The organism is Streptomyces olivoverticillatus (genome assembly GCF_014203555.1).
Classification (GTDB): Bacteria; Actinomycetota; Actinomycetes; order Streptomycetales; family Streptomycetaceae; genus Streptomyces; species Streptomyces olivoverticillatus.
Map to the genome: position 1 here is coordinate 1 of NZ_JACHJH010000009.1, position 26,359 is coordinate 26,359.

Genomic DNA, 26,359 nt, shown 5'->3' on the forward strand with positions numbered 1-26,359 from the left:
CCCGGTTACATTCCGAACCCGGAAGCTAAGCCTTTCAGCGCCGATGGTACTGCATGGGGGACCGTGTGGGAGAGTAGGACGCCGCCGAACTAATTTTCAGAAAAGCTCTGGTGTTTGAACTTCGGTTCAGACGCCAGAGCTTTTTTGTTTTCACGATCAACCACAAAGGGACACGGCATGTTCACGTTCCGTGGGAAGCATCCGCGGCATGGGGACAGAAGAGAAGCTGCGGGCAGCAGGGGTGGGCTTCGGCGATGAGGTCGTCGTGCCCTCGTTCGCCACCGTCGCAGTTGCCGAAGCCGTGCGGAACGTCGGGGCCCTGCCGGTGTTCGCGGACATCGATCCTGTGACCCTCTGCCTCGACCCCGCGTCCGCGTCCGCCGTGGTGACCCCGCGGACCGCGGCCATCGTGGCCGTACACCTCTTCGGGCACCCCGCCGACCTGGCGGCCCTCCGCTCCATCGTGCTCAGCCGCTCGCTGCACATCATCGAGCACACCGAACCCACCGACCTCGCCCGGCAGCTCGGCGGCCGGAACACCGCCGCCGCCGTGAGCCGGCGCCGGGCCAACGCCGCCTACCTCGGGGCCCGTCTCACCGGCGTCGTCACGCCCACCGTGGCCCCGGGCATCGAACACCTCTACCACTGCTACGTCGTGCGCGTCCCCGGCAACGGCCGCCCCGACCGGGATGCCTTCGCCCGGGCGCTCCGGGCCCGCGGTGTGCGGTGCCACGTGCCCGTACAGACGCCCGTACACCGAATGCCGCCGTTCCGGCGGGAGTTGTGGCTGGCCGAGACCGAGCGGGCCGCCGACGAATGCCTTGCGCTGCCCGTCGACGAGGGGATGTCGCGGCGCGAACTGCATCGCATGGTGTCGGCCTGCAATGGGCTCGGCGGACCCCTGTACATGGCGGCCTGACCGAGGCGCCCGGCTGGTCAAAAGCACGTACGAACATCGGGTATGCTTTATCTCGTTGCCGGCCCCAATAGCTCAGTCGGCAGAGCGTCTCCATGGTAAGGAGAAGGTCAACGGTTCGATTCCGTTTTGGGGCTCTGTAAAGAGAAAGGCCCCCGCCAATGGCGGGGGCCTTTCTCGTATGCCCTGTGCCTTACGGCTCCTGACGTTCCGGCACCCGCATGGCGAGGATCGCCATGTCGTCCGAAGCGGGCTCGGCTGCGAATCGTTCGACCGCGCGCAGGATGCGGGCAGCGACCGCGCCCGCCGTGAGGCCCGTACATGTGGTGAGGACGTCGCTGAGGCCGTCGTCGCCCAGCATGCGCGCGCCCTCGCGGCGTTCGGTGACGCCGTCGGTGACGCACAGCAGGACGTCGCCCGGCTCCAGCGTCACCGTCTGCTCGTAGAGCTCCAGGTCGTCCATGACGCCCAGCAGCGGCTGCGGGTCGGCGGCCGGCTCCACGCTGCCGTCCTGACGCAGGCGCAGCGGCAGCGGATGGCCGGCGCAGACGACCTTGAGGACCGCACTGCCGTCCTCCTGCGGCCACAACTCCCCGTAGAGGAGGGTGAGGAAGCGGCTGCGGGCGCCCTCGTCGAGGATGGCGGCGTTGAGCCGCTCCAGCACCGCGGGACCGCCGAAGCCTTCGCGGGCCAGCAGGCGCAGCGCGTGCCGGGCGAGGCCGGTGACGGCGGCGGCTTCCGGGCCGGTGCCGCAGACGTCGCCGATGGCGAAGCCGTAGGCGCCGTCCCGGATGGGGAAGAGGTCGTAGAAGTCGCCGCCCACCTCGTTGCCCTCGCCCGCGGCGCGGTAGATGACCTCGACCTCCACACCGGGCACGTCCGGGAGCTCGGGCGGCAGGAGGCTGCGCTGGAGGCTCTGGCTGATGGCGGTGCGCTCGCTGTAGAGGCGGGCGTTGTCCAGGGCGAGTGCGGCGCGGCGGGAGAGGTCCTCGGCGAGTTCGAGGATCTCCTGGCGGAAGTGGTCGTCGGTGGGCTTGCCGAGGGTGAGCATGCCGATGACGCGGTTGCGGGCCACCAGCGGCAGGACGACGGTCTCGCCGCCGACGGCCGCCGCCGTGGCCAGGGAGGTGCCGGGCGCGGCGGGCAGGTGCTCGGAGGCGTCGGTGAGGCCGAGGCTGCGCAGGGAGGTGCGGAGCGCGGCCGCGTGGGCGGCCTCGGAGGGGGCGGTCCAGACGCGGGCGCCCGGGGTGGGCACGGGATCCGGCGGGGAGACCTTGGAGAGGAGGGCCTTGAGGCCGTCGATGCGGTCTTCGTCCTCGTGGAGGACGTAGGAGAGCTCCGGCTCGGAGGACTGGTCGGCGATGGTGTAGACCGCGCACCAGGTGGCCAGGGTCGGGACGGTCATCTGGGCCATCAGGGCGAGCGTCTGGTCGCGGTCGAGGGTGCCGGCGAGGAGGTCGGAGGCCTCGACGAGGAAGGAGAGGGAGCCGCGGCGGAGCCGCTCCAGCTCGCCCAGACGGGCGGATTCCACGGCGAGGGCGATGCGGTCGGCGGCGAACTGGAGCCGGAGCGCCTCCTCGTTGCCGTAGCGCCTCGGTGATTCGGCGGCCACGCCGAGGGAGCCGGTGAGGCGGCCCTCGACCTTGAGCGGGACGGTGACGACGGAGCGCATGCCGGTGTCGGTGAGCAGCGGCACGGCGTCGGGCACGGCACCGAGGTCGTCGTGGACGGCGGGCATGCGGGCGGAGCCGTAGCGACCGGTGCCGGCCTCGACGGGGACGCGGGCGAAGCGCTGGCGGGTGGAGGGCAGGCCCGTGGAGGCGCGTACCTCCAGTTCCGTTTCGTCGTCGGTGGCGAGCAGCAGGTAGGCGGAGTCGCCGTCGAGCATGTCGCGGGCGCGCTCGACGGTGCGCTGGAGGAGGCCGTCGAGGTCGTCGGGGGCGGGGGAGCCGATGAAGACCTCGAAGGGGTCGGCCGCGGTGCCGCGCTCGGAGCCGGAGGCGTCGGCGGAGGAGGAGCGCTGGGGGCTCTGCAGCACGGCGCGCTCGTCATCCCGTACCAGCAGGCAGACCGTGGAGGGCGCGCCCACGTTGTCGCGGACGCGCAGGTGGGAGGCGTAGACGGGGATGATGCGGCCGTCGGCGCCCCTTATGCCGTAGGAGCCTTCCCAGCGGGAGAGCAGCAGGGCCTCGGCGATGCCGGTGGAGGTGCCGGGGGTGTGCGGCCAGGCGGCGAAGTCCGTCAGGGGCTTGCCGGTGACCTGGTCGACGCTGAAGCCGAAGAGCTCATGGGCGTCGTCGTTCCACGCGCTGATGCCGCCGGTGCGGTCGATCTGGATGACGGCGACGCGGACACGCGTTTCGGCGACGGGAAGGGCCTCGGTGGGCAGGGCGGGGCCCGCCGAGCGGGTGCCCGCCGGTCGGTCGGGCAGGTCGAGGCGGAACCAGACGGTCTTGCGGGCGGCACTGTACTCCACGCCCCAGCGGGCCGCGAGCGCTCCGCACAGCAGCAGGCCGCGGCCGCCCTCCCGGTCGAGGCCGCCGAGCTGGCGGCCGGATGCCTGGAGTGGAAGCTCTCGTTCGGGGTAGCGGTCGGACACCTCGATGCGGACCCCCGCATCGGTACGTACACAGCTGACGTCGGCGGCGGTGCCGGCGTGGACGACGGCGTTGGTGACGAGCTCGCTGGTCAGGACGACAGCGTCGTCGATGACGTCGGGGAAGCCCCAGCCTTGGAGGGTGTCGCGGACGAAGGCGCGGGCGGCGGCGACGGAGCGCCCGACCGGCTCGAAGGTGGCGGCAGCCCGCGCGGTGATCACAGGTCTCCTCGTGTATGTGTCGGCGGTCTGCTCACCCATGTGCAGCGCCCCTCCATTGCCCTGGCCGGATGCCAGGTTACTTACCTCCGCCGGGTGCGCGGAGGCCGGTGCACGGGGATTCCACCTTGGGAGTGCCCGTGGACCGTGTGCGATGCTGCCGACTGTTATGGCCTGGTTGGGCTGGGGTGAAACACTGGGAAAGCTCGAAGCGGAAGCCCGACGAGGATGATCGACCCTGCGGGAGGGACACGGTGGAGTCTGGCGCAGCGGCGCGGGGCGCAAGCACGCGCGCAAAGGGCGGACGGTCCCGGCCCAATGGGACGACGGAGGTGGACACCGCGGCCCTGAACCGGCTGCTGTCGGCTCTCGAGTCGATGCGGGACGGGAACTTCCGTAAACGTCTGACGGTCTCGGGCGACGGCGTGATGGCCGAGATCGCCGCGGTCTACAACGAAGTCGCGGACCGCAATCTGCAGCTCACCGGCGAGCTGGCGCGGGTGCGCCGGGTGGTCGGCCGGGAGGGAAAGCTCACAGAGCGGCTGGAGGTCGGGGCCTGCGAGGGCGCCTGGGCGGCGGCGATCGATGCTTCCAACGCCCTGGTGGACGACCTGGTGCGGCCGGTGTCCGAGGTGGGCCGGGTGCTGTCGGCGGTGGCCGAGGGCGACCTGGAGCAGCGGATGGACCTGCGCTCGCAGGGGTCGGACGGGTCGGCGCATCCGCTGCGCGGTGAGTTCCTCAAGGTGGGGCGCACCGTCAACGGCCTGGTGGACCAGCTGTCGGCGTTCACCGACGAGGTCACGCGGGTGGCGAGCGAGGTCGGCACGGAGGGCAAGCTGGGCGGGCAGGCCCGGGTGCGCGGAATGTCGGGTTCGTGGAAGGACCTCACGGACTCCGTCAACACGATGGCGTCCCGGCTGACCGCTCAGGTGCGTGACATCGCCTTGGTGACGACCGCCGTCGCCAAGGGCGATCTCTCCCGGAAGGTCACGGTCCATGTGGCCGGGGAGATGCTGGAGCTGAAGAACACCGTCAACACGATGGTGGACCAGCTGTCCTCCTTCGCCTCCGAGGTCACGCGGGTGGCCCGTGAGGTGGGCACCGAGGGCGAGCTGGGCGGTCAGGCGCAGGTGCCGGGCGTGGCGGGCGTGTGGAAGGACCTCACCGACTCCGTCAACCTGATGGCCGGCAACCTCACCGCCCAGGTGCGCGAGATCGCGCAGGCCACGACGGCGGTCGCCAACGGCGACCTGTCGCAGAAGGTCACGGTGAATGCGCGCGGCGAGGTCGCGCAGCTGGCCGAGACCATCAATCAGATGACGGAGACGCTGCGCACGTTCGCCGACGAGGTGACGCGGGTGGCGAACGAGGTCGGTGCCGAGGGGCTGCTGGGCGGTCAGGCGCAGGTGCCGGGTGCGGCGGGTACGTGGAAGGACCTCACCGACTCGGTGAACACCGCCTTCCGCAACCTGACGGGCCAGGTGCGCGACATCGCGCAGGTGACGACGGCGGTGGCCAACGGCGATCTGGGCCAGAAGGTCACGGTCGACGTGTCCGGCGAGATGCTGGAGCTCAAGAACACCGTGAACACGATGGTGGACCAGCTGTCCGCCTTCGGTTCCGAAGTCACCCGCGTGGCACGGGAGATCGGTGTCGAGGGCGAGCTCGGCGGTCAGGCGCAGGTCTCGGGTGCGGCGGGTACGTGGAAGGACCTCACCGACTCGGTGAACACCGCCTTCCGCAACCTGACCGGCCAGGTCCGCAACATCGCGCAGGTGACGACGGCGGTGGCCAACGGCGACCTGTCGCAGAAGGTCACGGTCGACGTCTCCGGCGAGATGCTCCAGCTGAAGAACACCGTCAACACGATGGTGGACCAGCTGTCGTCGTTCGCCGACCAGGTCACGCGGATGGCGCGGGACGTGGGCACGGAGGGCCGGCTCGGCGGCCAGGCCCGGGTGGACGGGGTCAGCGGCACCTGGAAGGAGCTGACCGACTCCGTCAACTTCATGGCGGGCAACCTCACTTCGCAGGTGCGGCAGATTGCCCAGGTGACCACGGCCGTGGCGCGGGGCGACCTGTCGCAGAAGATCGACGTGGATGCGCGCGGCGAGATCCTGGAGCTGAAGAACACCATCAACACGATGGTCGACCAGCTCTCGGCCTTCGCCGAGCAGGTCACGCGCGTGGCCCGCGACGTGGGCACCGAGGGCCGGCTCGGCGGTCAGGCGCAGGTGCCGGGTGTGGCGGGCGTGTGGCGTGACCTCACGGACTCGGTAAACGGCATGGCGGGCAATCTGACCGCCCAGGTCCGCAACATCGCGCAGGTCGCGACGGCTGTGGCGCGGGGCGACCTGTCGCAGAAGATCGACGTGGATGCGCGCGGCGAGATCCTGGAGCTGAAGAACACCCTCAACACCATGGTCGACCAGCTGTCCTCCTTTGCCGAGCAGGTCACGCGCGTGGCCCGCGAGGTGGGCACCGAGGGCATCCTGGGCGGCCAGGCGGAGGTCCAGGGCGTCTCGGGCACCTGGAAGGACCTCACGCAGTCGGTCAACTTCATGGCCAACAACCTGACGTCGCAGGTGCGCAACATCGCCGAGGTGACGACGGCGGTGGCCAAGGGCGATCTGTCGAAGAAGATCACCGTCGACGCCAAGGGCGAGATCCTGGAGCTCGTCACCACCGTGAACACGATGGTGGACCAGCTGTCGGACTTCGCCGAGCAGGTGACGCGGGTGGCCCGTGAGGTGGGCACCGAGGGTCAGCTGGGCGGTCAGGCGCGGGTGCGGGACGTCACCGGCATCTGGAAGGACCTCACCGACAACGTCAACCTGATGGCCAACAACCTCACCAGCCAGGTGCGCAACATCTCGCAGGTGGCGGGGGCGGTCGCCAACGGCGACCTGACCAAGAAGATCACGGTGGAGGCGCGCGGCGAGGTCGCGCAGCTGGCCGACACGGTCAACACCATGGTGACCACGCTGTCGTCCTTCGCGGACGAGGTCACCCGGGTGGCCCGCGAGGTCGGCACCGACGGCATCCTGGGCGGCCAGGCGCGCGTCCCGGGCGTCAGCGGCACCTGGAAGGACCTCACCGAGTCCGTGAACTCGATGGCCTCCAACCTCACCGGGCAGGTCCGCAACATCGCGATGGTGACCACCGCCATCGCCCAGGGCGACCTCACCAAGAAGATCGACATCGATGCGCGCGGCGAGATCCTCCAGTTGAAGACGACCATCAACACGATGGTGGACCAGCTGTCGTCGTTCGCCGACCAGGTCACGCGGGTGGCCCGCGAGGTGGGTACCGAGGGTCAGCTCGGCGGCCAGGCCCGGGTGCGCGATGTGGACGGCACGTGGCGCGACCTCACGGAGTCGGTGAACGAGATGGCGGGCAATCTGACCCGTCAGGTGCGCGCCATCGCGGAGGTGGCCACCGCGGTGACCCGCGGCGATCTCAACCTCAAGATCGACGTGGATGCGGCGGGCGAGATCCTGGAGCTCCAGGACAACATCAACACGATGATCGCCAACCTCCGCGAGACCACGCTGGCCAACAAGGAACAGGACTGGCTCAAGGGCAACCTCGCCCGCATCTCCGGCCTGATGCAGGGCCGCCGGGACCTCCAGGACGTCGCCGGACTGATCATGAGCGAGCTCACTCCGGTGGTCTCCGCCCAGCACGGCGCGTTCTTCCTGGCCATGCCGACGGGCTCGCAGGAGGCCGAGAGCGCCGAGGATGCGTACGAGCTGCGGATGCTCGGCTCGTACGGCTACTCGATGGGCTCGATGCCCACCTCCTTCCGGCCCGGGGAGTCGCTCATCGGCACGGCGGCGAAGGAGAAGCGCACGATCCTGGTGGAGAACGTGCCGCCGGGCTACCTCAAGATCGCCTCGGGGCTGGGGGAGGCGCCGCCCGCGCACGTCATCGTGTTGCCGGTGCTCTTCGAAGGGCAGATCCTCGGCGTGATCGAGCTGGCGTCCTTCCAGCCGTTCGCGCAGATCCAGAAGGACTTCCTCAGCCAGATCGCGGAGATGATCGGCACCAGCGTCAACACCATCAGCGTCAACACCAAGACGGAGATGCTGCTCAAGCAGTCGCAGGAGCTCACCGAGCAACTGCGCGAGCGGTCGGCAGAGTTGGAGAACCGGCAGAAGGCGCTGGAGATCTCCAACGCCGAGCTGGAGGAGAAGTCCGACCGGCTGGCCCGCCAGAACCGCGACATCGAGGTCAAGAACACCGAGATCGAAGAGGCCCGGCAGGTGCTGGAGGAGCGCGCCGAGCAGCTGGCGGTCTCGATGCGCTACAAGTCCGAGTTCCTCGCCAACATGTCGCACGAGCTGCGCACCCCGCTCAACTCGCTGCTGATCCTCGCCAAGCTGCTCGCCGACAACGCGGACGGCAACCTCTCCCCGAAGCAGGTGGAGTTCGCGGAGACGATCCACGGCGCGGGCTCGGACCTGCTGCAGCTGATCAACGACATCCTGGACCTGTCCAAGGTCGAGGCGGGCAAGATGGACGTCAGCCCGACGCGGATCGCGCTGGTCCAGCTGGTGGACTACGTGGAGGCCACCTTCCGGCCGCTGACCGCGGAGAAGGGCCTGGACTTCTCGGTGCGGGTCTCGCCGGAGCTCCCGGCCACGTTGCACACCGACGAGCAGCGGCTGCTGCAAGTGCTGCGCAACCTGCTGTCGAACGCGGTGAAGTTCACGGACACCGGCGCCGTCGAGCTGGTCATCCGCCCCGCCGGGACGGACGTGCCGGACAGCATCCGCGAGCAGCTGCTGGAGGCCGGATCCCTCCGGGACGCCGACGCCGAGATGATCGCCTTCTCGGTCACCGACACCGGCATCGGCATCGCGGCCAGCAAGATGCGGGTCATCTTCGAGGCGTTCAAGCAGGCGGACGGCACCACCAGCCGCAAGTACGGCGGTACGGGCCTGGGGCTGTCGATCAGCCGGGAGATCGCCCGGCTGCTCGGCGGCGAGATCGACGCGGCGAGCGAGCCGGGCCGTGGCTCCACCTTCACGCTCTATCTGCCGCTCAACCCCGGCGAGCTGCCGCCCCAGGGCTACCCGCACCTGGAGGCGGACGGCTCCATCGGCCACGAGTCGTCGCTGCTGGAGGGCGAGCTCGCCGACGTGGGCGCCGGCTCGCCCGCGCGCGGCGGGGCGGCCGGGCTCTTCCTGCGCCGCCGCCGGGCCGCCCAGGCGGCCGGACAGGCGCCCGCCCTGCCGGAAGCGCGGGGAGTGCAGCACGCGCCGTCCGCTCCGGCGCACGAGCCCTGGCTGACGGATGCGCAGAGTAACGGACAGGAGCCCGCGCCCCATGGCTTCGGCACGGGCTCGACCGTGGGCTTCAACGGCGAGAAGGTGCTGATCGTCGACGACGACATCCGCAATGTGTTCGCCCTGACGAGCGTGCTGGAGCAGCACGGGCTTTCGGTGCTCTACGCCGAGAACGGGCGGGAGGGGATCGAGGTCCTGGAGCAGCACGACGACGTCGTGGTGGTCCTGATGGACATCATGATGCCGGAGATGGACGGCTATGCCACGACGGCCGCGATCCGCAGGATGCCGCAGTTCGCGGGGCTGCCCATCATCGCGCTCACGGCGAAGGCGATGAAGGGCGACCGGGAGAAGAGCATCGACGCCGGAGCGTCCGACTACGTCACCAAGCCGGTCGACACGGATCATCTGCTGTCGGTGATGGAGCAGTGGATGCGCGGGGAGTGACAGCCGTACGAGCGCTCTTGGACTGCCTGCTGACTGAGTGTGGCCGAAGACGTGTGGGACCGCGGTATTCGGGGAACCTTCTGGTCTCGCGCCACGTTTCTGCTACGTGCACAGTGACATCGCGGTGACAGGGTGTGGCGACAGGCGGGGTGCGGCTACCATGACCGGCACAAGGACGGGCGGCGCAAGGGAGTCGTCCCCTGGGGCGGCGCCCGGTGCACTGCCGGGGCGAGGAGGACGGGCCATGGTGCAGAAGGCCAAGATCCTCCTGGTCGATGACCGGCCGGAAAATCTGCTCGCGCTGGAGGCCATCCTCTCGGCGCTCGATCAGACACTGGTACGGGCATCGTCAGGGGAGGAAGCGCTCAAGGCGTTGCTGACGGACGACTTCGCGGTAATCCTGCTGGACGTTCAGATGCCCGGCATGGACGGCTTCGAGACCGCCGCGCACATCAAGCGGCGGGAGCGGACCCGGGACATCCCGATCATCTTCCTCACCGCCATCAACCACGGCCCCCACCACACCTTCCGCGGCTATGCGGCCGGTGCGGTGGACTACATCTCCAAGCCCTTCGACCCGTGGGTGCTGCGCGCCAAGGTCTCGGTCTTCGTCGAGCTCTACATGAAGAACTGCCAGTTGCGCGAGCAGGCGGCCCTGTTGCGGCTGCAGCTGGAGAGCGGCCAGGCGGGCCGGAGCGGGCTCGGGGAGGCCCAGGAGCCCGCGAGCCTCCTCGCGGAGCTCTCCGCCCGGCTCGCCGCCGTGGAGGAGCAGGCCGAGGCGCTCTCCAAACAGCTGGACGAGTCGGCCGACGCCGCCGCCGTGGCCACCGCCGCCCACCTGGAGCGCAAACTCACCGGGCTGCGGCGTGCGCTGGACGCCCTGGAGCCGGGGGCGGGCAGCGGGGCGAGCCCGCTGCCGTCCCAGACCTGAGGCCGCGGCAGCCGCCATCCCGGGCCGGATCCCGCCCGGCCCTTCGCTTGTTTGACGTCGCGTCACCGCTGAAACATCACAGCGCGACACGAAAGGGTGAACACCCGGGCGCACGTGTCCCACCCGTCAGTCGACGGTAATCTCGGGCACATGGCCTCACGTACGTCCGGCAAGGGTTCCCAGAGCACGGCGGGCAACTCCCAGCAGCGCGCCGGACGCTCTGGGGGCACCGCCAAGAAGACACCGGCGAAGAAGGCGCCGGCGCGGCCCGCGGGCCGCGCTCCCGCGCGCAGGGCACCCGCCAAGAAGGCCGCGGCGAAGGCGGCCCCCAAGCGGCACCCGGCCGCGACCCGCCGCGTCGGGCGCGGACTGGCGCACGGCGCCGGAGCGCTCTTCCGCGGCGTCGGCCGGGGCGCCAAGGGACTCGACCCCGCACACCGCAAGGACGGGCTCGCCCTGCTCCTCCTGGGCCTTGCCATCGTGGTGGCGGCCGGCACCTGGTCCAACCTCCAGGGACCGGTGGGCGACCTCATCAAGATGCTCGTCAGCGGCGCCTTCGGCCGCCTCGACCTGGTCGTGCCGATACTGCTGGGCATCATCGCGGTCCGGCTGTTCCGCCACCCCGAGCAGCCCGAGGCCAACGGACGGATCGTCATTGGCCTGACCGCCCTGGTCCTCGGCATCCTCGGCCAGGTCCACCTGGCGTGCGGTGCCCCCGGCCGCGGCGACGGCTCCCAGGCGTTGCAGGACGCCGGCGGGCTCATCGGCTGGGCCGCCTCCAAACCCCTGATCTTCACGGTCGGCAGCGTGCTGGCCGTGCCCCTGCTGGTCCTGCTCACCGTCTTCGGGCTGCTGGTGGTCACGGCCACCCCCGTCAACGCCATTCCCCGTCGGCTGCGGCAGGCCGGCATGAGGCTCGGGATCATCGAGCCGCACCCGGGGGAGTACGAGCCGGAGTCCGCCGGCGGATACGCCGAGTACGACGACGAGTGGCGCGAGGCTCCCGCCAGGCGCCCCCGGCGCGCTCCGAGCGCCGGAGCGGATCCCGAGCATGCGGAGGAAGAGGCGCTCAACAAGCGCCGCAAGCCGCGCCGCACACCTGTACAGCCGCCCACCGATCGGGAGCCGGACGCGGTCGACCTGGCCGCCGCGGCCGCCGCCTCGCTGGACGGGGCGGTCCTGCACGGGGTACAGCCCTCCCCGCTGCTCGCCGGACTCAGCAGCGGCATCTCGACGGACGGTGCCCACCCGGACGCCGGGCCCGCCGGCGCGGTCCCCACCGCGCGCGCGGCGGACCGGACGGCGCCCGCCAAGGAGCGCGGGCCCGGCACCGTGCCGGACCTCACCAAGCCGGCCCCCGAGCCGGGCGCGGGGCTGCCCGCACGGGCGGAGCAGCTCCAGCTCGCGGGCGACATCACCTACGCGCTGCCCTCGCTCGATCTGCTGGAGCGCGGCGGCCCGGGCAAGACCCGCAGCGCCGCGAACGACGCCATAGTGGCCTCGCTGACCAATGTGTTCGCGGAGTTCAAGGTGGACGCGGCCGTCACCGGCTTCACCCGGGGCCCGACGGTCACCCGCTACGAAGTGGAGCTGGGCCCGGCCGTGAAGGTCGAGCGGATCACCGCGCTCACCAAGAACATCGCCTACGCCGTCGCCAGCCCGGACGTACGGATCATCAGCCCGATCCCCGGCAAGTCGGCCGTCGGCATCGAGATCCCCAACAGCGACCGCGAGATGGTCAACCTCGGGGACGTGCTGCGCCTAGCGGACGCCGCCGGTGACGACCACCCGATGCTCGTCGCGCTCGGCAAGAACGTCGAGGGCGGCTACGAGATGGCCAACCTGGCGAAGATGCCGCACGTCCTGGTGGCCGGAGCCACCGGTTCCGGAAAGTCCTCCTGCATCAACTGCCTCATCACCTCGATCATGGTGCGGGCCACCCCCGAGGACGTCCGGATGGTGCTGGTCGACCCCAAGCGCGTCGAGCTGACCGCCTACGAGGGCATCCCGCACCTGATCACGCCGATCATCACCAACCCCAAGCGGGCCGCCGAGGCGCTGCAGTGGGTCGTGCGCGAGATGGACCTGCGCTACGACGACCTGGCCGCCTTCGGCTTCCGGCACATCGACGACTTCAACGCCGCCGTGCGCGCGGGCAAGGTCAAGCCGCCGGAGGGCAGCGGCCGGGACCTGTCGCCGTACCCCTATCTGCTGGTGATCGTCGACGAGCTCGCCGACCTGATGATGGTCGCCCCGCGCGACGTCGAGGACTCGATCGTCCGCATCACCCAGCTCGCGCGCGCCGCCGGCATCCACCTCGTGCTGGCCACCCAGCGGCCGTCCGTCGATGTGGTCACCGGCCTGATCAAGGCGAACGTGCCCTCGCGGCTCGCCTTCGCCACCTCCTCACTGGCCGACAGCCGGGTCATCCTCGACCAGCCGGGCGCCGAGAAGCTCATCGGCAAGGGCGACGGCCTTTTCCTTCCGATGGGCGCCAACAAGCCCATCCGTATGCAGGGCGCCTTTGTGACGGAGGCCGAAGTGGCCGCCATCGTCAAGCACTGCAAGGACCAGATGGCGCCGGTCTTCCGCGACGACGTCACCGTGGGCACGGCGAAGAAGAAGGAGATCGACGAGGACATCGGCGAAGACCTCGACCTGTTGTGCCAGGCCGCCGAGCTGGTCGTCACCACCCAATTCGGCTCGACGTCGATGCTGCAGCGGAAACTGCGTGTGGGATTCGCCAAGGCGGGCAGACTCATGGATCTGATGGAGTCGCGCAACATCGTGGGCCCCAGCGAGGGGTCCAAGGCGCGTGACGTGCTGGTCAAGCCCGATGAGCTGGACGGGGTGCTCGCGGTCATCCGCGGGGACGCCCAGGCGTAGCCCGTCGGGCCGCGAGGGACTCGGCCGAATTCGGCCGCTTAGACGCCGGAAAACCAGAAAATCGGAAGAAAGAGTCTGGGCAACCGTTCTTCTTGGACGCGATCGGAGTTGAGCGAGGGGGGAGGGGCGATGTGTCACCGCCGTTACCGCAGAGCCTTCTGATGGCCTACAAAGTCCGGCTTTCCGCTTGCCCGACCGTTTCGCATCCCCCCTAGACTGAATCTCCAGCAGGTGGCTGCACGCTCGAAAGGCGCCCACGTGTCCATCGGCAACTCTCCAGAGTCTCCAGAGGACGACCGGCCCTCGGTCGGACGATCACTCCAGCAGGCCCGTATCAACGCGGGACTGACCGTCGATGAGGTCAGTTCGACCACCCGCGTCCGCATTCCTATCGTGCATGCGATCGAACAGGACGACTTCACCCGCTGTGGCGGCCGCGTCTATGCCCGCGGGCATATCCGCACCCTGGCGCGCGCCGTCGGCGTCGACCCCGTACCGCTCGTCGCCCAGTACGACGCCGCGCACGGCGGGCGCCCCGCGCCGACCCCCGCCGCCCCGCTCTTCGATGCCGAGCGCATCCGCCCCGAGCCCCGGCGGCCCAACTGGACCGCCGCCATGGTCGCGGCGATCGTGGCCGTCGTCGGCTTCGTGGGCTTCACGGTCTTCAACGGGGGCGCCAAGAGCGAGGGCTCCGTCACCGCCGACCCGGCCTCCGCCAAGCCGTCCAAGGCCCCCGGCACCAAGAGCGGCCACGGCAAGAAGGGCAAGACGGCCTCCGACCCCAAGGCCGAGGCCTCGGCCAGCGCCATCGCGGGCGTCCCGGCCAACAAGGTCACCGTCAAGCTCTCCGCCGACAACGGCCAGACGTGGATGTCCGCCAAGGACCACAACGGCAAACTGCTGGAAGAAGGCGTCCTCAAGCGGGGCGACTCCAAGACCTTCACCGACAAGGACCGGATCGACCTGGTGCTCGGCAACGCCGGCGCCGTACGACTGTTCGTAAACGGCAAGGAGATCAAGAATCCGGGCACCGACGGCCAGGTCCAGCGCCTGAGCTACACCAGGGGCGACCCCGCAGCGGGCTGACCTGCGGCGGAATCCGGGGCCGGCCGGGCGTGCCCGGCCCCGGGTGACCAGGCTCTCCGCGTCCCGACGCCACTCGGCAGCGGATGCGGCGCCGGGACAAAGTAGGCTGAGCCCTATGCCCGAACGCCGTACCGTCGCTCTTGTCACACTTGGCTGCGCCCGTAACGAGGTGGACTCGGAGGAGCTGGCAGGCCGCTTGGCGGCGGACGGCTGGGACCTCGTCGAGGACGCCGCCGATGCCGATGTGGCCGTCGTCAACACCTGTGGCTTCGTGGAGGCCGCCAAGAAGGACTCCGTCGACGCCCTGCTCGAGGCCAACGACCTCAAGGATCACGGCCGCACCCAGGCCGTGGTCGCCGTCGGCTGCATGGCCGAGCGGTACGGCAAGGAGCTCGCCGAAGCGCTGCCCGAGGCCGACGGCGTGCTCGGCTTCGACGACTACGCCGACATCTCCGACCGCCTCCAGACCATCCTCTCCGGTGGCGTCCACGCCTCCCACACCCCGCGCGACCGGCGCAAGCTGCTGCCGATCAGTCCTGCCGAGCGGCAGAGCACGGACGGCGTGGCACTGCCGGGACACTCCCAGGCCCCCGAGAAGGCCCCCGAGGACCTGCCGGAGGGCGTCGCCCCGGCGTCCGGGCCGCGCGCGCCGCTCCGCCGCCGCCTGGGCAGCAACCCCGTCGCCTCCGTCAAGCTCGCCTCCGGCTGCGACCGCCGCTGCTCCTTCTGCGCCATCCCCTCCTTCCGCGGCTCCTTCATCTCCCGCCGCCCCTCCGACGTGCTCGGCGAGACGCGCTGGCTGGCGGAGCAGGGCGTCAAGGAGATCATGCTGGTCTCCGAGAACAACACCTCCTACGGCAAGGACCTCGGCGACATCCGCCTCCTGGAGACGCTGCTTCCGGAGCTCGCGGCCGTCGACGGCCTGGAGCGGATCCGGGTCAGCTACCTCCAGCCCGCCGAGATGCGCCCCGGCCTGATCGACGTGCTGACCTCGACGGAGAAGGTCGCCCCCTACTTCGACCTCTCCTTCCAGCACTCGGCGCCCGGCGTGCTGCGCGCGATGCGCCGCTTCGGCGACACCGACCGCTTCCTGGAGCTGCTCGACGGGATCCGGAGCAAGGCCCCGCAGGCCGGCGCCCGCTCCAACTTCATCGTCGGCTTCCCCGGCGAGAGCGAGGAGGACCTCGCCGAGCTGGAACGTTTCCTGGTGGGGGCCCGTCTGGACGCCATCGGCGTCTTCGGCTACTCCGACGAGGACGGCACCGAGGCGGCCACCTACGACAACAAGGTCGACCCGGAGGTCGTCGCCGAGCGCCTGGCGCACATCTCGCGCCTCGCGGAAGAGCTCACCGCGCAGCGCGCGGAGGAGCGGATCGGTGAGACGATCGAAGTATTGGTGGACCGCGTCGACGACGAGGACGGCGTGATCGGCCGCGCCGCGCACCAGGCGCCCGAGACCGACGGCCAGGTACAGCTCACCGTGAACGACCTGGACGAGGTCCCGGTCCCCGGCAGCATGGTCGTGGCCAAGGTCGTGGCGAGCGAGGGTGTGGACCTGGTGGCCGAGCCGCTGGGAACCATCGGGGGCGGGTGTACCGAGGAGGCGGGCAGATGAGCGGACTCCCGGCCTCAGCTGCCGGAGGCCCCGCCCCGGCCACAGGCGTGCGACCGGCCGGGTTGTGGAACATCGCCAACATCCTCACCATGGTGCGGCTGCTCCTGGTGCCCGGCTTCGTCTTGTTGATGCTCCATAACGGCGGTTACGACCCGGTCTGGCGGTCCTTCGCCTGGGCGGCGTTCGCCGTCGCCATGATCACCGACCTGTTCGACGGGCACCTGGCGCGCACGTACAACCTGGTCACCGACTTCGGGAAGATCGCCGACCCGATCGCCGACAAGGCGATCATGGGAGCCGCGCTGATCTGCCTCTCCGCCCTGGACGACCTGCCCTGGTGGGTGACGGGCGTGATCCTCTTCCGCGAGATCGGCATCACGCTGATGCGGTTCTGGGTCATCAGGCACGGGGTCATCCCGGCCAGCCGCGGCGGCAAGATGAAGACGCTGGCGCAGGGCGTGGGCGTGGGGATGTACATCCTGGCCCTGACCGGGCCGCTGGCGACGCTGCGCTTCTGGGTGATGGCGGTCGCCGTCGCGTTGACCGTCCTCACCGGTTTCGACTACGTGCGGCAGGCGGTGCGGATGCGCCGGGCGGCACGGGAAGCGGAGCCCGCGCGGTGACGGCAGCGCAAGAGCTGGCCGCCGACGTGCTGGCGGTCCTGGAGGAGCACGGGCAGACGGTGGCCGCGGCGGAGTCGCTCACGGGCGGCCTGGTGGTCGCCGAGCTGACCGCTGTGCCGGGCGCCTCCGCCATGGTGCGGGGCTCGGTCACCGCCTACGCCACCGAGGTCAAGCGTGACGTCCTGGGGGTGGACGGGCCGCTGCTCGCCGGGCGAGGGGCCGTGGACCCCGAGGTGGCCGGGCAGATGGCCCAGGGGGTCCGGGCGCTGCTGGGCGCTGACTGGGGGATCGCCACGACCGGCGTAGCCGGGCCCACGGAGCAGGACGGCAAGCCGGTCGGCACGGTCTTCGTGGCCGTCGCGGGCCCGGCCGGAGCCGGTGGCGTCCGCGAGCTGTCGCTGGACGGCGACCGGCGGTCCGTACGGCAGGAGAGCGTACGGGCGGTCCTCGCGCTGCTGTTGCGCGAACTGACAGAAAACGCGGGGGCAAAGGATACGGAACACAACGGGGGGAATGGATGTTTGCAGCCCTGAGTGAACACGACATAGCTCCCCGCACGGCCGCACCCCGAGGCGGTACGGTGGGGCGTGAAGGAACCGGATTCGCGGTCCAAGGAGGGAGCCACCGATGATTCTGCTCCGTCGCCTGCTGGGTGACGTGCTGCGTCGGCAGCGCCAACGCCAGGGCCGCACTCTGCGCGAGGTCTCCTCCTCCGCCCGGGTCTCGCTCGGTTATCTCTCCGAGGTCGAGCGCGGGCAGAAAGAGGCGTCCTCCGAGCTTCTCTCCGCAATCTGCGACGCTCTGGACGTACGGATGTCAGAGGTCATGCGCGAGGTGAGTGACGAGCTGTCGCTCGCCGAGCTGGCGCAGTCGGCGGCGGCGAGCGAGCCGGTACCCGCGCCGATGCGGCCGATGTTCAATTCGGTGTCCGTGACGTCCGTGACGGGCGTACCGGGGGAGCGCGTGACCATCAAGGCCCCCGCGGAGGCCGTGGACGTGGTCGCGGCCTGATATCCCACGCCTGCCACAGCGTTTGACACAGTCTGGAAGGCGTCTGTTTCACCCACGGGATCCCGGTCAGGAGTCTGACCGGGATCCCGTGTTTCCGGGCCCGTTCTCCACCTCTATGCAAAGGTGGAAATACAGGGAGCAAGCGGAAAATAGGAGGAAGTGGATGTCTGTGGTGAAGAGCCCGCTGCCCGAGCACGACCGCAAGATTGTCGCCGACGCCCTCCAGGGCGCCCTCGTCGATTTGGTCGACCTTTCGCTGGTGGCCAAGCAGGTTCACTGGACCGTGGTCGGTCCGCGTTTCCGCTCCGTGCACCTGCAATTGGACGAGGTGGTCGCGAGCGCCCGTCAGCACATGGACGCCGTGGCCGAGCGCGCCTCTGCGCTGGGCATCAGCCCGGACGGCCGGGCCGAGACCGTCGCCAAGACCAGCGGAATCGATCCCGTGGGCCACGGCTGGACCAAGGACGGCGAGGCTGTACGCATGCTGGTGGCGGCGCTGGGCGCCGTGATCACCCGGATGCGCGAGCGCATCCAGTCGACGGGCGACCCCGACCCGGTCACCCAGGACCTCCTCATCGGCCTCACGGGCGACCTGGAGAAGCACCACTGGATGTTCCAGGCCGAGAACGCCTGAGGCCCGCCCGGCCGCCTCGCCACGGGTGGCGGGGCGGCCCGCGGCGGGGTCTCCTGGGGGCATGGACGAGCACCCGGTGATCCGCTACACCAATGAGCTGATGGTGGTCACCGACCTCGATCAGGGGGCTGCCGGTGCCTTCGTCCGGTCCGTCTACCAGGAGGGCATGCGCGACGGCGAGCAGCGGGTGATCGTCGAGCTGCACCGTCGGGACCGAACCATCGCGGAGCTGGAGCGGGAGCTGGCCCGGCTGCGCGGAGAGCCCGCTTCCTGAGGGCGATGGCGGAGCGGTGATGACCCGGTGCGACGAGCGCAGCCCCCGGCCGGCCTGGGGGCCTGCCGGCTGGGCGGTCGCGGTCGTGCTCGGCGGGCTGTGGTGGTGGGCTGCCATCCGGGTGTTCCTGCAGCCCGGCCCGGGCGGGTTCGTGGAGGGACTCGTCGCGGGCGGAGGGTGGGGGCTGAGCCTGCTGCCGGTGCGTTGTGTGCCGCGGAAGCGGCCGGGCGCCGGGGAGGTCGCGGCCTCACCCGCTCGGCGCAGGAGGAGGCGCCATCGGGCGCCCCGTGGCTGAGGGGGCCTCGGCGGGGCCGCTCTGGCAGGCGGGGCACCAGTAGGTGGGGCGCTCCCGGCCCGCCGGGCCCTGGTCCGCGATGCGCACCGGAGTGCCGCAGCGGTGGCAGGGGCGGCCCGCGCGGCCGTACACCCACAACTGGCGGCCGGGGCGGGGATCGGCGGTGGTGATGCGGGCCGGGCGCGACTTGTTGACCTCCAGGAGTTTTTTCGCCAGGGCCGTCAGGCGCAGCGGGTCGGGAAGGTCGGCGACCGGTGTCCAGGGCGTGATGCGCAGCAGGAAGCACAGCTCCGACTTGTAGACATTGCCGATGCCCGCGAGGTTGCTCTGGTCCAGCACGGCCTCGCCGATGGTGCGGGCCGGGTCGGCGAGCAGACGGCGGACGGCTTCCGGGGCGTCCCAGTCGGGGCCCAGCAGGTCGGGCCCGAGGTGGCCGACGACGGTGGCCTCGTCGGCGGTGCGCAGGAGGTCCAGCGCGGGCAGGCGGTAGCCGATGGCGGTGTGGGAGGCGGTGGCCAGGAGGGCCCGGATCTGATGCTGCGGGCCGCCGCGCTGCCGCTCACCGGTGGCGTGGATCCGCCAGGAGCCGTCCATCCCGAGGTGCGAGTGGAGCGTCAGCCCGCCCTCGACGCGGGCCAGCAGGTGCTTGCCGCACGGCACGACCTCGGTGACGGTGCGGCCGCGGAGATCGACGGTGGCGAGCTTGGGCACCCGCAGGTCACAGCGGACGAGCGGCTCTCCCGCGAGCGCACGGTGAAGGTCGCGCGCGGTGCGCCAGACGGTGTCTCCTTCGGGCATGAGGCCAGTATTCAACCCGTCCGGCGTGCACGGGGGCGTCCTACGACTCCCGGGCGGCGGAGGTGAGGGACATGTCCGAGTAGCGGTCGCCCGCGACCTGGCCGGCGATCGGCTCCAGCAGCGCAAGCTCCTCGGCGCTCAGCGTGATCCGGGTGGCCGCGGCGCTTTCGAGGAGGCGGCTGCGCTTGCGGGTCCCGGGGATCGGCATTCCGGTCAGCCGCAGCCTGCTCACGAAGGCGAGCCGGTCCAGATCCCTGTTGCCGAAGACGCGCTGGCCGGTGTGCGACCGCTCCACGTCCGGCATCAGACCGATCTGCTCGTACCAGCGCAGGGTGGGAGCGCTGAGCCCGGTGTACGCCGCGACCTCGCTGATCGTGTACCGGTCCTGGCCGTCGGGTCGCGGATGGGCCGGCCCCGCGGACACACAGGCGTCCACGGGCGGGGACTTCACGGGGGTGCTGTCGACCACCGTCATGCCGGCCACGCTAGGGCGTTCAAGCGCACTTGAAGCAAGTGCCTGCGAGGCGCCGCCTACGCAGGGGCCTGCCGCTGCTTACGGAGCTCTCAGCCGCAGGCCGCGCGGGGTGGCGTGGAAGCCCGCCGATTCCATGAGCCCGCCCAGCGGCGAGGTAAGGGCGGCCGTACCGTTGACCCGCTCGACGGTCACTGTGCCCAGGGCCCCGGCCCGCCCGGCTTCGGTCAGCGCCGACACTGCTTCGGCCAGCATCGGGTCCTCGACGTCCGGCCAGGCGAGCAGCGTCTTGCCGCCGCGCTCCACGTAGAGCGCGAGCGAGCCGTCGACGAGCACGACCAGGGAGCCCGCTTTGCGGCCGGGCTTGTGCGTGGCGCCGCCAGGTGGATCGGGCCAGGGCAGGGCCGCGCCATAGGCGTTGGCCGGATCGGCGGCAGCCAGGACGACCGCCCGGCTGCGGGCCGCGGAGGCAGTCGGAGTGGGGCGGAAGGCGTCCGGGGCGGTGGGGCCGCCCTCGTACGCGGCGGCTGCCCGCTCGCGGGCCGTGCCGACGGCACGCAGCCGGTCGACCGCTCCGTCCATGGCGAACTGCGCGGCGCCCAGACCCTCCACGACATATCCGCGCCGGGCCTGCCCGCTCTCCTCGAAGGCGGAGAGCACGCGGTAGGCCGCGGAGAAGCCGCCCTCGACGCCTTCGGCGGCGACCGCGCCGCGCGTCACCACGCCGTGCCGGTCGAGCAGCGTACGGGCGAGGGCGTGCGCCCGGTGGGTGGGGTCGCTCTCGTGCTGCGGGAGCAGGGACCAGCGGCCCGCGACGGTCGGCGGGCCGCTGCGGGAGGCCGTGGGCCGCGCGGCCAGGCCCGCGGCGCCCGCCATGCCCCGGCCGGTGAAGGCGCCGTAACGCCCGCGCGGCACCGCGCGCTTGGCGCGGTGGGCGGTGGAGCCCGCCGTACGGCCCGAACCGAGAAGCGAACGGAGCGGGGTGAGCGTGTCGTTGGTGAGCCGGCCGGACCAGGCGAGGTCCCACAGGGCCTCGGCGATGCCCGCGTCCGTGCCGGGTGCGTCGCCGAAGTCGGGGGCGGACGCACGGACCCGGTCGGCGATCTGGCGGAAGAACAGGCCGTAGCCGCCGGACAGGGCGTCCAGCACGGCCTGGTGCACCGGCGAGAGCTCCAGCGGGTGCGGGGCGGGCAGCAGCAGGGGCGCCGCGTCGGCGAGCAGCAGGGAGACCCAGCCGTCCTTGCCGGGCAGGGCGCCCGCACCGGCCCAGACCACCTCGCCCGCCGCGGTGAGTTCGTCGAGCATCGCGGGGGAGTAGTCCGCGACGCGGGCGGGCAGGACGAGCTTCTCCAGGGCGGAGGCGGGCACGGGCGCGCCCTGCAACTGCTCGATGGCGCGCACCAGTCCGTCGGTGCCACGCAGGCCGTGGGAGCCGATGTGCTGCCACTGGGGCAGGAACGCGGCGAGCGTGGTGGGCGGGACGGGCTCCAGCTCCTGCCGCAGCGCCGCCAGCGAGCGGCGGCGCAGCCTGCGCAGGACCGCCGCGTCGCACCACTCCTGGCCGATGCCGGAGGGGTGGAACTCGCCCTGGACGGTGCGGCCGGCCGCCGCGAGGCGGTGCAGCGCACCGTCGGTGACGGCCGTGCCGAGGCCGAAGCGGGCGGCGGCCTGCACCGAGGTGAACGGGCCGTGGGTGCGGGCGAAGCGGGCGAGGAGGTCGCCGAGGGGGTCCTTGACCGGCTCGGTGAAGGCTTCGGGGACACCGACCGGCAGGGCGGTGCCCAGGGCGTCGCGCAGTCGGCCGGCGTCCTCGATCGCCGCCCAGTGCTCCTGCCCTGCGATCCGCACCCGCAGGGCACGGCGGGCCGCGGCCAGCTCCCCGGCCCAGTGGGGTTCGGCGCCGCGCTCGGCCAGTTCGGCGTCGGTGAGGGGGCCCAGCAGGCGCAGCACGTCGGCGACGGCCTCGGTGTCCTTGACGCGGCGGTCTTCCGTCAGCCACTGCAGCTCGCGCTCCAGCTCGGCCAGCACCTCGGGGTCGAGGAGCTCGCGCAGCTCGGCCTGGCCGAGGAGCTCGGCGAGGAGCCGCGAGTCGAGGGAGAGGGCGGCGGCGCGGCGCTCGGCGAGCGGGGAGTCGCCCTCGTAGAGGAACTGCGCGACGTAGCCGAAGAGCAGCGAGCGGGCGAACGGGGAGGGCTCGGGTGTGGTCACCTCGACGAGCCGGACCCGGCGGCTTTCGATGTCTCCCATGAGCTCGGTGAGTCCGGGGACGTCGAAGACGTCCTGGAGGCATTCGCGGACGGCTTCCAGGACGATGGGGAACGAGCCGAACTCGCCGGCGACCTGGAGGAGCTGGGCGGCACGCTGGCGCTGCTGCCACAGCGGGGTGCGCTTGCCGGGATTGCGGCGCGGCAGCAGCAGGGCGCGGGCGGCGCACTCCCGGAAGCGGGAGGCGAACAGGGCCGAGCCGCCGACCTGGTCGGTGACGATGCCGCCGATCTCGCCCCGGTCGAAGGTGACGTCGGCGGCGCCCACGGGGGACTGCTCGCTGTCGTACTCCGCGCCCTGCCGGGCCGGGTCGGCATCGAGGAGGTCCAGGCCCATCAGATCGGCGTCGGGCAGGCGCAGCACGATGCCGTCGTCGGCGTGCATCACCTGCGCGTCCATGCCGTACCGCTCGGCGAGGCGGGCGCCGAGGGCCAGCGCCCAAGGGGCGTGCACCTGGGCGCCGAAGGGGGAGTGCACGACCACCCGCCAGTCGCCCAGCTCGTCGCGGAAGCGCTCGACGACGATCGTCCTGTCGTCGGGGACGTGCCCGCAGGCGCGGCGCTGCTCGTCCAGATAGGACAGGACATTCTCCGCGGCCCAGGTGTCGAGCCCCGCGGCTGTCAGCCGGGCCCGGGCGGTCTCGGGGGCCAGGCCGCCGATCTCGCGCAGGAAGGAGCCCAGCGCGCGCCCCAGTTCGAGCGGGCGGCCGAGCTGGTCGCCCTTCCAGAACGGCAGTCGGCCGGGGATGCCGGGGGCGGGGGTGACGAGGACGCGGTCGCGGGTGATGTCCTCGATCCGCCAGGAGGTGGTGCCGAGGGTGAAGACGTCGCCCACCCGCGATTCGTAGACCATCTCCTCGTCGAGCTCGCCGACGCGGCCGCCGCCCTTCTTGGGGTCGGCGCCCGCCAGGAAGACGCCGAACAGGCCCCGGTCGGGGATCGTGCCGCCGGAGGTGACGGCGAGCCGCTGCGCCCCCGGCCGGCCCGTGACCGTGTTGGCCACCCGGTCCCACACCAGGCGCGGGCGGAGCTCCGCGAAGGCGTCGGACGGATAGCGCCCGGCGAGCATGTCGAGCACCCCGGTGTACGCGGACTCCGGCAGGGAGGCGAAGGGGGCCGCCCGGCGGACGACGGCCAGCAGCTCCTCCACGTCCCACGGCTCCATGGAGACCATGGCCACGATCTGCTGGGCCAGGACGTCCAGCGGGTTGGCCGGCACGCGCAGCGCCTCGATGGAGCCTTGGCGCATCCGCTCCGTCACCACGGCGGCCTGCACCAGATCGCCCCGGTACTTGGGGAAGACCACGCCGGTGGAGACCGCGCCGACCTGGTGGCCCGCGCGGCCGACCCGCTGGAGGCCGGAGGCGACCGACGGCGGCGATTCGACCTGGACGACCAGGTCCACCGCGCCCATGTCGATGCCGAGCTCCAGGCTGGAGGTGGCGACGACGGCGGGCAGCCGGCCCGCCTTGAGGTCCTCCTCGACCAGGGCCCGTTGCTCTTTGGAGACCGACCCGTGGTGCGCGCGGGCGAGGAGCGGGGGCGCTCCCTTCGCCGCGCCGGATTCGGCCATCAGCTCGGCGGGCGAGTGGTGCTCGGGCAGCGGCTCGCCGGTGGCCCGTTCGTAGGCGATCTCGTTGAGCCGGTTGCACAGCCGCTCCGCGAGGCGGCGGGAGTTGGCGAAGACGATGGTGGAGCGGTGGGCCTGGACCAGGTCGGCGATGCGCTCCTCGACGTGCGGCCAGATCGACGGCTTCTCCTTGCCGTCGCCGCCTTCCTGGACAGGCGAGCCGCCCAGCTCGCCGAGATCCTCCACGGGAACGACGACCGTCAGGTCGAACTCCTTGCCCGAGGGAGGCTGGACGATCTCCACCTTGCGCTGCGGGGAGAGATAGCGCGCCACCTCGTCCACCGGCCGGACCGTCGCGGACAGGCCGATGCGCCGGGCGGGCCGGGGCAGCAGGGTGTCGAGGCGCTCCAGGGAGAGGGCGAGATGGGCGCCGCGCTTGGTCCCGGCGACGGCGTGCACCTCGTCGAGGATCACGGTCTCGACGCCCGTGAGCGCCTCCCGTGCCGCGGAGGTGAGCATCAGGAACAGCGACTCGGGCGTGGTGATCAGGATGTCCGGCGGCCGGGTGACCAGCGCGCGGCGCTCGGCCGCGGGGGTGTCGCCGGAGCGGATGCCGACGCGGATGTCCGGCTCGGGCAGCCCCATCCGTACGGACTCCTGGCGGATGCCGGTGAGCGGGCTGCGCAGATTCCGCTCGACGTCGACCGCGAGGGCCTTGAGCGGTGAGACGTACAGCACCCGGCAGCGCTTGTGCCGCTCGGCCGGGGGCGGGGTGCTGGCCAGCTTGTCGAGGGAGGCGAGGAAGGCGGCCAGCGTCTTGCCGGAGCCGGTCGGGGCGACGACGAGGACGTCCGAGCCGCGGTCGATGGCCCGCCAGGCCCCGGCCTGGGCGGCGGTGGGCGCGGTGAAGGCCCCCGTGAACCAAGCGCGGGTCGCGGGGGAGAACGCGGCGAGGGCCGAGGCCGGATCCTCCGCCGCCGCTGACGCCTTGTCGTTCGCCATGCCCCCCATCGTGCACCGCGCCACTGACAACGCCCCGTATGCGCAGGTCAGCAGCGGTTTCCGGGGGCTTTGGGGCGGGGCTCGGGCGGGGCGGGGGTCAGATGGCGCGGCCGTACGCGCGCAAGATCAGCAACGCTTCGATGGTTGCCATCGGCCGGCACTCCAGGGCCGTGCTCGGCGCCCAGGCGCGGCGCGGGTGCCCGCCGTGGCCGAGGCCGTGGGGGCGGATCGGCCAGCCGCCGTCCCCCTGCTGCGAGGCGGCGAGGAAGTCCAGCGACCGCTCCAGCTCGGTGTCGGTGAACCAGGAGCGGGCCACCGAGCCGGGGGTGCGGGCGAAGTCGTACGGGTAGTGGCACTCGCCCGGAGCGCGGTCTACCGGCTGTGGGTGGCCGTTCGCGCGGGCGGGGTCGAGCACGGCCAGCCGCTGCTCCCGCACGGTCCGGCCCAGCCGTTCGGCCGCCACCTGGGCGCGCCGCCGGTCCGGTGCGCCGTCCAGGAAGGCGACGGCCGCCGTGACCTCGTGCGGGCGGGCGGGGGCGCCCCGGCCCAGGGTGTCGATCGCGGCCCAGCAGAAGTCGGTGGCCCGGAACAGCCACGCGTGCCAGACGTCGTTGCGGTGCAGCAGGCCCACGACGGGGCCGGTGGCGAGCAGGTCGCTGGGCGGGGAGTCCGTCACCGGGGCCCAGGGCGCCGCGGGGTAACCGCGCAGCGAGGGGTGGAGCGCGGGCAGTGCGCCGTCCGCGGTGGAGACAGCCGTCAGATAGCGGCACACGCGCTCGACCCTGCGGTCGCGGCAGCGGCCGATCTCGTCCAGCACGCGCAGGGCGTGCGCGGTGTGCAGCGGCTGGCTCACCGGGCCGCGCAGATCCGGGTCGAGGGCGTGTCCGTAGCCACCGTCGTCCCCCAGGTACGCGGCCAGCGCCGCCTCCACGGGGTCGGGGCCGCCGCCGAGGAAGTGATACGCGAATCTGCGCTGTTCCAGGACGCGGGCGGTGAGCCAGACGAAGTGTTCGGCACGGGCGACGGCGGATGCTCCGGATGGGGCCATGAACAAGACCGTAGGGCGCGTGGCGGCCCCGGTCAGCGGCTCGTGCCCGGCTGCACTCTCAGGGGCGGGATACTTGGACCATGCGGTTGACGGTCTTCTGGCAGCGGATGGCGGATTATTTCGGCGCGGCGTACGCCGACTCCTTCGCGCGCGATCATGTGATGTCCGAACTCGGCGGGAGGACGGTCCACCAGGCGCTGGACGCGGGCTGGAACGCCAAGGACGTCTGGCGCGGGGTGTGCAGGGCCCTGGAGATCCCCGAAGACAGGCGCTGACGCGCCGCGCGCACCGGCCGGGCCCTTCATCAGCTGCCGCCGGACCGGCGGGCGGAGGGAGTGCGCTCGGGGCCGGAGTGGCGCGCTTGACACGAAAATCGAACAT

17 protein-coding genes, 1 tRNA gene and 1 rRNA gene are annotated in these 26,359 nt (G+C 71.6%); 14 read left to right on the plus strand and 5 right to left on the minus strand.

From position 1 onward, the window contains the following. The 3 genes from rrf to FHS39_RS23705 form a co-directional block, all read left to right on the plus strand. A 5S ribosomal RNA gene (gene rrf, locus FHS39_RS23695) occupies positions 1–90 on the plus strand; the annotation flags it as partial. A 118-nt stretch (positions 91–208) separates the two neighbouring features. Beyond that, the gene (locus FHS39_RS23700; protein WP_184351494.1) at positions 209–919 is read left to right on the plus strand and encodes a DegT/DnrJ/EryC1/StrS family aminotransferase; all 711 of its coding nucleotides are present in this window, start codon (positions 209–211) and stop codon (positions 917–919) included. Between the two features lie 61 nt (positions 920–980). Beyond that, a tRNA-Thr gene (locus FHS39_RS23705) sits at positions 981–1,053 on the plus strand. Between the two features lie 56 nt (positions 1,054–1,109). On the opposite strand, the gene FHS39_RS23710 is transcribed toward FHS39_RS23705, so the two are convergent. Continuing rightward, complete coding sequence (locus tag FHS39_RS23710; protein ID WP_221463174.1) at positions 1,110–3,773, minus strand: SpoIIE family protein phosphatase; 2,664 nt, start codon at positions 3,771–3,773, stop codon at positions 1,110–1,112. Between the two features lie 212 nt (positions 3,774–3,985). Between FHS39_RS23710 and FHS39_RS23715 the strand changes: the two genes are divergently transcribed. From FHS39_RS23715 to FHS39_RS23760, 10 genes are all read left to right on the plus strand, one after another. Further along, positions 3,986–9,469, plus strand: coding sequence for a HAMP domain-containing protein (locus FHS39_RS23715; RefSeq protein WP_184351496.1), 5,484 nt, complete (start codon positions 3,986–3,988; stop codon positions 9,467–9,469). 244 nt (positions 9,470–9,713) lie between these two features. Next, positions 9,714–10,400 carry a response regulator gene (locus tag FHS39_RS23720; protein ID WP_184351497.1) on the plus strand — a complete coding sequence of 229 codons (687 nt, stop codon included), beginning with the start codon at positions 9,714–9,716 and terminating at the stop codon, positions 10,398–10,400. A gap of 150 nt (positions 10,401–10,550) precedes the next feature. Then, positions 10,551–13,286 carry a DNA translocase FtsK gene (locus FHS39_RS23725; RefSeq protein ID WP_184351499.1) on the plus strand — a complete coding sequence of 912 codons (2,736 nt, stop codon included), beginning with the start codon at positions 10,551–10,553 and terminating at the stop codon, positions 13,284–13,286. Positions 13,287–13,544: 258 nt separating this feature from the next. Then, positions 13,545–14,372, plus strand: a complete 828-nt coding sequence (locus FHS39_RS23730; protein ID WP_184351500.1) for a RodZ domain-containing protein — start codon at positions 13,545–13,547, stop codon at positions 14,370–14,372. A gap of 115 nt (positions 14,373–14,487) precedes the next feature. After that, entirely contained in the window at positions 14,488–15,987 is a 1,500-nt protein-coding gene (gene rimO, locus FHS39_RS23735) for a 30S ribosomal protein S12 methylthiotransferase RimO (RefSeq protein WP_184351502.1), read from the plus strand. Beyond that, positions 15,984–16,610 (plus strand): CDP-diacylglycerol--glycerol-3-phosphate 3-phosphatidyltransferase, encoded by a 627-nt coding sequence (gene pgsA / locus FHS39_RS23740; RefSeq protein ID WP_184351503.1) that lies wholly within the window; start codon positions 15,984–15,986, stop codon positions 16,608–16,610. The genes rimO and pgsA overlap by 4 nt, the downstream gene beginning before the upstream one ends. Further along, positions 16,607–17,143: a nicotinamide-nucleotide amidohydrolase family protein gene (locus FHS39_RS23745; RefSeq protein ID WP_184351505.1), complete on the plus strand. Its 537-nt coding sequence runs from the start codon at positions 16,607–16,609 to the stop codon at positions 17,141–17,143. Before pgsA ends, FHS39_RS23745 begins: the two co-directional genes overlap by 4 nt. 94 nt (positions 17,144–17,237) lie before the next feature. Beyond that, positions 17,238–17,621 (plus strand): helix-turn-helix domain-containing protein, encoded by a 384-nt coding sequence (locus FHS39_RS23750; protein WP_086566431.1) that lies wholly within the window; start codon positions 17,238–17,240, stop codon positions 17,619–17,621. Positions 17,622–17,784: 163 nt separating this feature from the next. Beyond that, on the plus strand, positions 17,785–18,255 hold the full coding sequence (locus FHS39_RS23755) for a Dps family protein (protein WP_184351507.1): 471 nt from the start codon (positions 17,785–17,787) through the stop codon (positions 18,253–18,255). 61 nt (positions 18,256–18,316) lie between these two features. Then, a complete protein-coding gene (locus tag FHS39_RS23760) occupies positions 18,317–18,529 on the plus strand; it encodes a hypothetical protein (protein WP_184351509.1) in 213 nt (70 codons plus the stop codon). 247 nt (positions 18,530–18,776) lie between these two features. On the opposite strand, the gene FHS39_RS23765 is transcribed toward FHS39_RS23760, so the two are convergent. The 4 genes from FHS39_RS23765 to FHS39_RS23780 form a co-directional block, all read right to left on the minus strand. Then, complete coding sequence (locus tag FHS39_RS23765; protein WP_184351511.1) at positions 18,777–19,622, minus strand: Fpg/Nei family DNA glycosylase; 846 nt, start codon at positions 19,620–19,622, stop codon at positions 18,777–18,779. A 40-nt stretch (positions 19,623–19,662) separates the two neighbouring features. Continuing rightward, positions 19,663–20,097 (minus strand): MerR family transcriptional regulator, encoded by a 435-nt coding sequence (locus FHS39_RS23770; RefSeq protein ID WP_184351513.1) that lies wholly within the window; start codon positions 20,095–20,097, stop codon positions 19,663–19,665. A gap of 78 nt (positions 20,098–20,175) precedes the next feature. Continuing rightward, a complete protein-coding gene (locus tag FHS39_RS23775) occupies positions 20,176–24,930 on the minus strand; it encodes an ATP-dependent helicase (RefSeq protein ID WP_184351515.1) in 4,755 nt (1,584 codons plus the stop codon). A 97-nt stretch (positions 24,931–25,027) separates the two neighbouring features. Further along, the gene (locus tag FHS39_RS23780) at positions 25,028–25,978 is read right to left on the minus strand and encodes a hypothetical protein (protein ID WP_184351517.1); all 951 of its coding nucleotides are present in this window, start codon (positions 25,976–25,978) and stop codon (positions 25,028–25,030) included. An 80-nt stretch (positions 25,979–26,058) separates the two neighbouring features. Between FHS39_RS23780 and FHS39_RS23785 the strand changes: the two genes are divergently transcribed. Next, entirely contained in the window at positions 26,059–26,253 is a 195-nt protein-coding gene (locus FHS39_RS23785; RefSeq protein WP_184351519.1) for a DUF3046 domain-containing protein, read from the plus strand. The last annotated feature ends 106 nt before the right edge of the window (positions 26,254–26,359 follow it).